Origin of the sequence: Nostoc sp. CALU 1950 (assembly GCF_051172895.1) — a bacterium.
Lineage (GTDB): Bacteria > Cyanobacteriota > Cyanobacteriia > Cyanobacteriales > Nostocaceae > Nostoc > Nostoc edaphicum_A.
On record NZ_JBDNJQ010000223.1, the window covers coordinates 1 to 11,237 of the forward strand.

Genomic DNA, 11,237 nt, shown 5'->3' on the forward strand with positions numbered 1-11,237 from the left:
ATCCCCAGTCCCTTACCTCTACGAGTGATTCAGAAATCAAATCGGATTGCTATAGTAGCCTCCCAAATAGAGGAATATAGATGACGAACCACACCATCTTAGAACCATTTCCAGAAGACCAATGGTTTATTGAAAGCCAGGAACTACGATCCTTTGTAGCAACAGTGCGGGAAATTAGCGCTAGTACTGTTGACGATCGCACACAAACTCTAGCTAGATTAGAACCCTATTTTCAAGAACTCCTTGCCCAACAGGAATGGCTACCGGAAAAGTTTGCCCAAGTCAATCCCGAAAGCCGGATGGGCGGCGGTATTGGTCAGTGGCTACTTTATCGCGCCAAAGACCGTTTCCTGTCAGTTTTCAGCTTGGTGATTCCTCCAGGTTCCACGACTCCCGTCCACGACCATTTAGCCTGGGGATTGATTGGTTTATACAAAGGCAATCAAGAAGAAACAGTCTATCGCCGTGTAGATAACGGTGATGCCGAAGGACACGCACAATTACAAATAACTGAAGTGCGTATGCTTCAACCAGGGGATATCTACCGCCTCTTACCCCCAGATGGTGATATCCACGCCGTCAAAACCACATCCCAGAACGCATCTGTATCTATTCATATCTTGGGTAATGATACTGGTTGCGTCTTGCGCCACCAGTTCATCCCAGAATCTCACAGCGTCAAATCTTTTCGCTCTGGATATTCCAACGCTCCCTGTAAAGAGGAGGAGGAAAAAGAACATGCCCAAGTACGATAGACCACAACCCCCAGTATTCGAGCGAGTTGAAGACGAACGTCTGCACCGCAAGCAGCGCCTAGCCGCTGCCTTTCGCCTGTTTGGTAAGTTTGGCTTCAGCGAGGGAATCGCAGGTCATATTACGGCTCGCGATCCGGAGTTTACAGACCATTTTTGGGTCAATCCATTCGGGACATACTTCGGTCATATCCGAGTTTCTGACCTGCTCTTAGTTAACAGAGAAGGTGAGGTGGTTAAAGGCGATGCTGAAGTAAATCGAGCTGCTTTTGCCATCCATTCTCAGATTCATGAAGCTCGACCTGATGTAATTGCAGCAGCTCACGCCCATTCACTTTATGGTAAAGCCTGGTCTAGTTTGGGGCGTCTCCTTGACCCTTTGACTCAAGATTCTTGTGCTTTTTACGAAGACCATGCCCTGTTTGACGATTTCACAGGTGTAGTTTTAGAAACTTCTGAAGGTCAACGACTGGCGCAATCTTTGGGGCCAAAGAAAGCCATAATCCTACGTAACCACAGCATTTTAACTGTGGGACATACGGTAGATGAAGCTGCCTTTTGGTACATTAGCTTAGAGCGATCGTGCCAAGCCCAACTGCTAGCAGAAGCTGCCGGTAGACCAACTATTATCAAACACGAAACAGCCCGTTTAACACAAACTCAAGTGGGGTCACATACAAGCGGGTGGTTCAGTTTCCAGCCCCTTTACGACAGAATTGTGCGCGAAGAACCTGATTTGCTGAATTAACGCTGTGTTTTTTGGCACTGAGATAAATAAGTGGGGAAGGAGTAATTTACCATCGGGACTGCCTCCTGCCTCTATTTTTTGTGTCAAATTTCCCTAAATTTATTTATATACTCCGGTAAACCTATAAGTTTATAGTATTCATATAGCTCAGAGAAATCATTTTGATGATTAACCTAATCTTTCGTCGTTTCATTGCCAAGTGGATATCGTGGATCAAGTTCAGGAATATCCCATTTAACAACCAACAGAAGTTATTCTTCTCTTCTTCTCCTTTAACAATAGCGGGGGCTTTTGTTACAGGGCTGTGTTTAAGCTTGCTATTTGCTGCTTGCTCGACATCTACTGTTAATTCTTCTAATCCCAGTGCCACACCTGTTAGTAATTCTGCTTCCAGCAAAGCCACAGTAGTCAGATTTGGCTATCAAAAATCGCATATTTTGCTGAAAACCAAAGGTGTCTTAGAAAAACGTTTGTCACCAGATAGTATATCTGTAGAATGGATCGAATTTCCTGCGGGGCCACAATTGCTAGAAGCGATGAATGTCGGTAGTATTGACTTCGGACATGTAGGAGAATCACCGCCGATATTTGCCCAAGCAGCGGGAGCATCATTAACTTACGTGGCTGGTATTGCTGCTAGTCCTGCTGGTTCAGCAATTCTTGTTCCCCAGAATTCCTCAATTCAAAAACTTACTGACCTGAAAGGTAAAAAAGTTGCCTTTCAAAAAGGTTCTAGCGCCCACTTATTGTTAGTCCAAGCTTTAGAAAAAGCGGGATTGAAATATACAGATATTGATCCTAAATATTTGCCTCCCGCTGATGCTCGCGCCGCATTTGTTAAGGGTAGTGTAGATGCATGGGTAATTTGGGACCCTTTCTATGCAGCAGCTCAAGAGGCAACTAAAGCTAGAGTCCTGGTTGATGGAACAGGAATTAATAAACAGGGAGGATATTATTTGACAACCCGCAAATTTGTCACCGAAAATCCCCAAACCGTGAAGGCAGTTTTAGAGGAAATTCAAAACTTAGAAGAATGGTCTAAACAGCATCGAGAAGAAGTAGCACAAACTCTCTCATCTGTGCTAGGAATTGACATAATAACCATGAGGAAAGCTACTAATAGGCGAACTTTTGGTATTGTGCCAATTGATGATAATCTGATAAATTTACAACAAACAGTTGCTGACACATATTATCAGTTAAAGCTGGTTCCTAAACAAGTGAATGTCAGAGATGGAGTGCTAACAAAAGAACAATATGCTGCATTTTCACCAAAGATTTAAACCAGAATAATGAAGAGGAATACAGAAGTCAGATTACAGAATTCAGAATACTTTCCTCATATTTACCACCCAGTATTGCTCCAATTCATACTGAATAGGATTTACGCAAAACTCGCGCGGTAGGGGCAGTACCCTGCGGGTTCACTGAAAGCGTTCTCGTAAGAGTAGACGCTTCGTGTCTACATGAATTACCCCTACTATAAAATCATACCAATTCAATTAATGATTGCAACACATCCTTGGGTAAAGACGCGATGAATCGCGTCTCTACAAATGGTCTATTTGTTGCATTCTTTTTTCAAATTGGTATCAGCTTTCGGCTATTGTTTGCGTAAATCCTACTGAATCTGACCGGAGGCGGAGCGTCTCCGGCTCCGCTCCTGAATTCTTCTTTATAAAACAACTGACAATTTTTGAAATGTAAATCTTGGAATTAATTATGACTAATCCAACAGAACTATTGCGATCGCGCTATGGTGAAATTCCCTTCAATCCTGAAATTGAATGGAATGATTCTCTGACAGCACTGTTATCTCACCGTTCAATCCGGTCTTATCTATCCGATCCTCTACCACCAGGAACTCTGGAGTTACTCATTGCAGCCGCCCAATCTGCATCCACTTCTTCTAATTTACAAACCTGGAGTGTGGTAGCAGTTGAAGATCAACAGCGCAAAGAGGAGTTATCCAAACTAGCCGGAAACCAAGCACATATTAAGCAGGTGCCTTTATTCTTGGTTTGGTTAGCAGACTTGGCGCGTCTAAGTTACGTTGCTGACAGTCGCGGCATATCTCATGATGCGCTGGAATATTTGGAAATGTTTGTAATGGCAACAATTGATGCAACGTTGGCAGCGCAAAACGCCGCAGTTGCAGCTGAATCACTCGGTTTGGGAACAGTATACATTGGCGGAATCAGGAATCGCCCGCAAGAAGTAGCAGAGATATTAAATTTGCCGTCCTCGGTGTATGCTGTATTTGGGCTATGTGTAGGCTATCCGAATCCTGAAGTAGAAGCAGCAATTAAGCCAAGGTTGCCGCAATCAGCGATACTTCACCGTGAAACCTATAAGTTTGCCGAGCAAGAAGAAGCGATCGCTCACTACAACGACATTATCAAAGAATTCTATACTGAACAAAAGATGAATGTCCCTGGCGATTTTTTCCCAAATCCCTTGTTTTTTGATTTCTCCTTTTCTTCGGAAATTTCCTGATTTTCTGGCTTTGGTTCCGTTTCGGAGGTTTGACTTGCCGCTTCTTGTTTTTCTTCTAATTGCCCTTTTTCTTGGCTTCTGAATTGGTCTGATGATGGTGGTAGGGAACTATTGCTTGAGTTTTGTTCTAATTTTTCTATTTGTTCGACTGCTAAAGAATGAAGATTTCCCGCAACTTCTACCAATTTCTCTTTATCCAGGGATTGGAAGTAGTCGCGGTTCATTTGTGCCAGATCTTCTTTCCTCAGTCGATTCATTCCTGTTTGGCTAAAATTCCACAATTATTTTTTTACATTACCACACGATGCTTTCCCCTACTTTTACCTAGATTGCAAACCTTGCCACATGGGGGGAGAGTGAAAAACTACCTTAGCAAGTCTTCCTATTTCGGTTACATTGAAATTTACTGAATAAGGGAACAGGGAACAGAGTAGAGTACAGCGAGATACAAAGTCTCTACAACCTAAGTTTCACATTTTTAAACGTGTGTTAATTCTGCCCCCTGCCTCCTAACATCTAACTCCTAACTTCTCGCGATAAAAAATGGTTCCTTCCAGACAAGTTTATTTATTGTTGGTTTTGGGTATAGTGATATCTACGACGGGCTACGCCTACGCCCCGATCTTATCCTTATTTCCCACTATCAGAGCAACCATCGTCATCACTGTGCTATTTGATGCCATCGTTCTAGGATTGATGGTTGTAGATGGTTTACAGGTGCGGCGTTCTCGTGTGCAAATTAGCCGCGAATTACCGTCACGATTATCCATTGGGCGGGATAATCCTGTGGTGCTAAAAGTGATGTCACAAAATACTAACGCCCAAATTGAAATCCGCGACTATTACCCAACAGGTTTTGGCGTGTCTGCACCTGCACTGAGCGCTATTGTTCCTAGTAATAGCACTGAGGAATTAACGTATACCGTTCACCCGACGCAACGAGGAGAGTTTCCTTGGGGAAATATTCAAGTCCGACAGTTGGGACTTTGGGGATTAGCTTGGGATGATTGGCAAATTGCTCAAAGTTTACCAGTGAAAGTTTATCCTGATTTAGTGGGATTGCGATCGCTCACAATTCGTCTGACAGTGCAATCATCGGGATCAATCCGCCAATCTCGAAAAACTGGTATTGGTACAGAGTTTGCCGAATTGCGAAACTATCGCACTGGTGACGATTTGCGGTTTATCGATTGGAAAGCTACCGCCCGTCGGGTTGGCGCTTATGGTAATGCAACGCCACTGGTGAGGGTTCTAGAACCAGAACAGGAACAAACATTGCTGATTTTACTCGATCGCGGACGGTTGATGACGGCAAAAGTGCAGAGTTTGCAGCGATTTGATTGGGGTTTGAATGCAACTTTATCCTTAGCTTTGGCAGGTTTACATCGAGGCGATCGCGTGGGTGTTGGTGTATTTGACCGCCAGATGCATACGTGGATTCCCCCAGAACGCGGTCAAAATCATTTGAATCAGCTAATTGATCGGCTAACTCCAATTCAACCAGTATTATTTGAATCTGATTATTTGGGGGCGGTGACAAATGTTTTGCAGCGACAAACTCGGAGGGCGCTTGTAGTAGTTATTACCGATTTAGTTGATGTAACTGCCTCTACAGAACTCCTAGCCGCACTCTCGAAACTAGCACCCCGCTATCTGCCATTTTGCGTAACTCTGCGAGATCCGCAAGTTGATCGTTTAGCACACACTTTCACAGATGATGTTCCAGGTGCTTATGGACGTGCAGTGGCATTAGATCTATTAATGCAACGACAAGTAGCATTTGCCCAACTGAAACAAAAAGGTGTATTGGTACTAGATGCACCAGCAAATCAAATTGCCGATCAGTTGGTTGAGCGATATCTGCAACTCAAAGCGCGAAATCAACTTTAGACCATTCTTTAACCCAATACGGTTCAGTTAAGGGCTAATCGTACAAAATTTTAGGTTTTCAAGACGCGATAAATCGCCGTTTCTACAAATGTTTTGGTCTTATCTGAACTGTATTGTTCTTTAACCGGACACAATATCACCCCAGAGTGATGGAATATGTTCAATAATTCCAAAGAATATCAATATAAAAGGAGTTAAAAAGAGCGTACCTTTTTAACTCGATTTCCCTATTTTTTTTCAGGTTTTTTAACTGAAAATTCTGAAATTATTTCAAAATTTTAGTGAGTTTTTTACATACCCTAAACTCCCTTTCAAAAGCTGTACTTAATACATCAAATTACCGTGCAATAACCTGATAATCAAGGGGGGATAAAAAATATCCTACTTTTCCCACCTTTCTTACTTTCTATCTATAGGACTCATATTTGATTTCTGAAAAAACTCAGTACAACTTAGGACTTACGCAAAATACGTCGTAAGTAGCGGTATAGTCTCTAAGGTAGCATCATTATTAGCTGACACAATTTATTTAAGAACATTCAATTCTTGCTCGTTTAACTTTGTTGGAGTTTGTTGTATCCTGATTTTCGGAGCTACACTTTCTGTTTCCCGATATTGTTTGAGTAGTTTTTCAACAAAACTTAAAGCTACTTTGAATCTTTCTGCTAACTGACGTTGTGAGATTCCACTTGTCTTATATGTATCAACTATCTTCTGACGAAAGTCAAATGAGTATGCTTTCATTTCTATTTTTTTAAGATGCACAGTCTAATCAATTATTGTACCTCACTAGACCGGGAAACGCTATAATCACTAGTAATTTGTAGATAAATTATTAGAAGTAGATATTGTAAATTTTACAGCATAGCTTTATGTAATAATTCAGTTGATTTTATAGAAGTAGTCAAATCCTCTTCCCTCCTACCTTCTGTCTCCCGCCTTATTTATTGAAAGAAGGATAATAACTGCCTTGTAGAAAAAATACCTGAAAAGAGCTAGTATCAATTCTTAGAAAAACCGCAAATTTCAATTTCTTCTTGACTAAAAGTATCCTTCAATATCTTGCGGAGAACACGCTGAATATGAAGGTGTTTTCCCGGCTTGACTTTTGTCAGCGTCAGCAGCAATAGATTATTCTCACCAAAGTGTTCTAGTCCAGCTACGCGGGTAGGTTCTAGAACATCCTGTTCATCTGCTTTTAACTGCTGTCCTACCTTCTCAACTACTCTATACACATGATCTAAATTGGAGTCATAAGAAACGCTAACTTCTACCCTTGCATATATATACTGCTTAGAGAAGTTAATAATTGAGCCGATATCCCCATTACGAACAATCTGCAATTGACCATCAGGATGGCGGACGTGAGTGGTTCGCAGTTCAATCGCCTCTACAATTCCCTCAATATTTCTCTCTTCAACTTTGCCGGCTTCGACATAATCACCTACCAAGTAATAGTTTTCAAATAAAATCAAAAATCCACAAACAACATCATTAATCAGGTTTTGCGCCCCAAGACCAACTGCTATACCCACAATTCCTGCACCGGCTAAGATAGGGGCAGGATCAATGCCAATCAGCTTGAGTATAGTTACTCCACCAGTGAAGTAAACAAAATATTTGGCAAAACTCCGTATTAAGGGAATTAGCGTCAGCCGTTTCTGTTGCTGTGAATCATTTAAATCTGTAGTTTTTAAGTAGAACTCATCCAGGATAAAGTAAACGACCTCAATCAAAACATTGCTAATAAAGAAAACCCCAATAATTTGCACAATTCTAGGGGTATAAGCACTTATCCAAGCGATAGGTTCTATTTCTGGAACAACAAGATTTACTATGCCAACATAGAGGACGTATTCCAAAGATTTTTTGAAGAGAGGAATTAAGTGGCGTAAACGCTCGTATAAACGCAGTAAATTGTTAGAACTAGAGTATTTCAGACTTAGAGCATCGAGCGTATCAACAATAGTAGCAACAGCTTTAATAATGAGTAAACCAATTGTGATTATAATGTATATTTTTAAAGCTATGTAAAGATATTTGGGAACAACTTCTGGAATGTAGAGAAATTTAGCACATAAAATAACAGAAGATATCCAAAGGCTATGAACAATAATTCTTTTTAATACTTTAAAAAAAACCTCAATGCTCTCATCATTAGCCTTAATTTGATCGGCTTGCTTTGCGTAATCGCAGACCCAATCTATACCCCGCTTTAAAGGTGGAATGCTAAATTTAACTAGCAATAGCAAACTCACGCTTTTGAAGCTTGCCGTAAAAATATTGATCCAAAATTGGCTAGGAAGACTACGAATTAGATTAAGTTGAAATTCCTGAATGTTTCCACCTCGATAAATCACCATCCCATTCACACCAACCAGCGCCAGACACATAATCACACAAATGGAAATTAAAATTTTGCTGATACTGCGGCGCAGAAAAGTGATGTTTGCAGTTCTTCCTTGAAGCCAAGTAAGTTTAGTAAACTGCTTGAATATGATACCAATCAGCAAGTTCAATATAGAAAAAATTACTATGAAAAATATGACTTCGCCGAGGATAATTAGTATGTTCATTTTGGAGTAAAAATATCTGAAAAAGTAGTTACATCCCCGTATTTTTTAAAAATACGGGGATATGTTAGCCCAAAAAAATTAGTGAAATAGTCTACTAACTGAGAAAACCACAATCAACTTACGGTACTGGTCGCGTAAGTCAGCTTTGATGATAAAAGGAAGCCTTAATTGAAAAGCTCACTCATAAGGAAATGAGTGAATTAACTAACTATTCCATTAGTACGATCAGAAGTAAGGCAAGCAAAGGAGATTCTATCACTACTAGGGACGGCTTGACGTACCGCTATGACAAGAACCAAAGTGTGTTGAAATGGCTGAGGTTTAGCGGTTAGACAATAGATTTATTGCAGAAGTGGGGTAAGCGGTAAATGGTAAAGGTATAGAATTTTTCCTCTCTGGCACCTCAAACACAGGCTTCTCAACAGCAAGCTTATTTTGAAAGCTACCAGCTGCGATCTGTTCAGTCTGCTGAATTATCGCTTGTGAAAGAATAGTTTTCTACTTTGAGTTTTAAAAGCAATTCTTCAACGACTTTCCCTATTCAACTCGATCGTTTTAAAACCGAATATATTCTCCAGTACCCTAATCATCCTTATTTTGAAGATGAGCAAAAAAGTACTGTTATTTATACATTGAAAACTTACCCCCGCAATGGTGGAGATCCAATTAGTAAGGATATTACTATCAATGTTTCATCGCTTTATGATAAACTAATGACTCGCTTTCAAAGCGGTAACTACTTTGAAATATATCATCGTTATCCTACTAATTATCAGGCAGACTATGGCATAGGTTATTTTCACTATACACACCTTATACAATTCTTGAATATAGAGCAAAAATTACACCGAAATTTCAATGATAAATTCTGTACCTTCACCCTGAACCGAGTTAAAACTCAATTTTCCGCCGTGAGTTTCTTCAACAATTTGACGTGCGATCACTAACCCCAGCCCTGTACCTTTACCAACAGCTTTGCTAGTAAATAAGTGGTCAAATATTTTTGATTTTACTTGTTCACTCATTCCCTTCCCATTATCAGCAATGGCAATTTTAACTAATTTATTTTCGACTGAGGTTGTAATTGTAATATAGTTAGGATTGCTTTTAATTTCCTCAAAAGTGCGTCCATAATTAGATTCATCTAAGGCATCAATAGCATTAGCGATCAGATTCATAAATACTTGATTTAATTGACCAGGGAAACATTCTACTTGAGGGAAATTACCGTAGTTGATGACAACTTCAATCTTCGGACGTTGTTCATTAGCCTTCAGACGGTGTTTGAGAATGAGAATGGTGCTATCAATGCCTTGGTGGATATTGAAAGGCACTTTATAATCTTGATCGGCACGAGAGAAAGTACGTAAACTGGTGCTGATGTTTTTGAGGCGATCGCACGCCATAGACATTGAATCAAGTATTTTTGGTAAGTCTGATAAAGTATAATCCAAGTCGATTTCTTCAGCATGGTCTGTAATTTCATCGACTGGATTTGGTAAATTTTCTTGGTAGAGTTTCAAGTGTTCAACAATATCAGCAATGCTGGGTTTAGCTTGTGTGAGACTGGCAGCAATAAAACCGAGGGGATTATTCATTTCGTGAGCTACCCCTGCGACTAAATTACCCAAAGCTGACATCTTTTCACTTTGCACTATTTGTAATTGGGCGTTTTGCAGTTCTTGCTCTGCCCGTTTGCGATCGCTAATATCTAAAAAGAATCCATCCCAAACTAGTGTTCCATCCGCGCGCTGTTCAATTCTAGATTCGCCGTGAATCCACTTGACGATTCCTGACAAGGTAATGATTCGCCCCTCCCAACGCCAGGGAGATAGAGTTTGAACGGTGTCAGTGCTTGATTCCTGGTAAGAAACTACATCATCTAGATGTACTATTTTCTCAAGAAACATCGGTTCGGCAGAGGCTTGCTCTGGCGTAATTTCGTACAAATTGTAACAATCAGCACTCATGTAGTTTAACGATAGGATTCCATCAGTACTCATCTGGTATTGAAAAACCACCCCAGGCACGTTGTCTACAAGTTTTTCAAAACGAGAGTTACTCGCACTCAATTCGGCAAACGATCGCTCTAATTGTTGAGCATATTCCTGAGAACGTTCATAAAGTCGGGAATTTTCCAAAGAAATTGCCGCTTGAGCGCAAAGTAAGTTCAGGAGTTCGACGCGATCGCCTGTGAACGCCCCCGTTGTTAAATTATTTTCTAGATATAAAATGCCCATCAACTTACCTTGATGCAAAATCGGGCTGCACAAGATACTTTTCGGCTGCTGACGCATGATATACGGGTCGTTGGCTAAGATCGGATCGGCGATCGCATCAACTATTACAGCAGTCTGCCTATCATGTTTGACTTTGTAAATCAGTCTGTGGGGAATGTCTTGACTGTTTTCAATGGGAATACGCTGCAAGACAACTGGCTTTGAACCTGTGGTAATTGAACCTTTGATTAACAGGCGTTCAGTTTTGGTATCGCCTAGCGAATCATCTAGCAACAGCATGAAAACGCATTTATCAGCCCCAGCATTTTCAAGGACGATCTCAAGCAACGATGAAAGCAGTTTTTCAAATTCGATTTCGCCTGAGATAGTATGAGAAGCTTTGAGAATGGCAGCTAAATCTAAAGCAACAGATACATTACTATTGTGGGAAGTGCTGGAACTGATGGATGTAACATTTGCCAATGAGAAGATTGTGTCCTTAGAGGATGTTTGAAAAGTTTTGAGGGGTCAAATTTTATGCTAATCGCCTCACCAT

General features: G+C 40.7%; 7 protein-coding genes and 1 pseudogene. 5 read left to right on the forward strand and 3 right to left on the reverse strand.

All coding sequences use genetic code 11. The features are described 5' to 3' along the window. The first annotated feature begins 80 nt into the window (after positions 1-80). The 5 genes from ABF638_RS34510 (at position 81) to ABF638_RS34530 (ending at position 5,886) form a co-directional block, all read left to right on the forward strand. Positions 81-755: a hypothetical protein gene (locus ABF638_RS34510; RefSeq protein WP_435027306.1), complete on the forward strand. Its 675-nt coding sequence runs from the start codon at positions 81-83 to the stop codon at positions 753-755. After that, positions 739-1,500: a class II aldolase/adducin family protein gene (locus ABF638_RS34515; RefSeq protein ID WP_435027307.1), complete on the forward strand. Its 762-nt coding sequence runs from the start codon at positions 739-741 to the stop codon at positions 1,498-1,500. Before ABF638_RS34510 ends, ABF638_RS34515 begins: the two co-directional genes overlap by 17 nt. A 164-nt stretch (positions 1,501-1,664) precedes the next feature. Continuing rightward, positions 1,665-2,783 (forward strand): sulfonate ABC transporter substrate-binding protein, encoded by a 1,119-nt coding sequence (locus tag ABF638_RS34520; protein ID WP_435027308.1) that lies wholly within the window; start codon positions 1,665-1,667, stop codon positions 2,781-2,783. A 439-nt stretch (positions 2,784-3,222) separates the two neighbouring features. Further along, positions 3,223-3,996: an NADPH-dependent oxidoreductase gene (locus ABF638_RS34525; protein WP_435027309.1), complete on the forward strand. Its 774-nt coding sequence runs from the start codon at positions 3,223-3,225 to the stop codon at positions 3,994-3,996. Positions 3,997-4,539: 543 nt separating this feature from the next. Beyond that, positions 4,540-5,886, forward strand: coding sequence for a DUF58 domain-containing protein (locus ABF638_RS34530; protein ID WP_435027311.1), 1,347 nt, complete (start codon positions 4,540-4,542; stop codon positions 5,884-5,886). Between the two features lie 525 nt (positions 5,887-6,411). Here ABF638_RS34530 and ABF638_RS34535 read toward each other — a convergent pair. The 3 genes and pseudogenes from ABF638_RS34535 to ABF638_RS34545 all read right to left on the reverse strand — a co-directional run. Next, complete coding sequence (locus ABF638_RS34535; protein ID WP_435027313.1) at positions 6,412-6,630, reverse strand: hypothetical protein; 219 nt, start codon at positions 6,628-6,630, stop codon at positions 6,412-6,414. A 257-nt stretch (positions 6,631-6,887) separates the two neighbouring features. Next, positions 6,888-8,462: a mechanosensitive ion channel family protein gene (locus ABF638_RS34540; RefSeq protein ID WP_435027314.1), complete on the reverse strand. Its 1,575-nt coding sequence runs from the start codon at positions 8,460-8,462 to the stop codon at positions 6,888-6,890. An 842-nt stretch (positions 8,463-9,304) separates the two neighbouring features. Continuing rightward, positions 9,305-11,188: pseudogene (locus tag ABF638_RS34545) on the reverse strand (GAF domain-containing sensor histidine kinase); the annotation flags it as partial. Positions 11,189-11,237 lie beyond the last annotated feature (49 nt).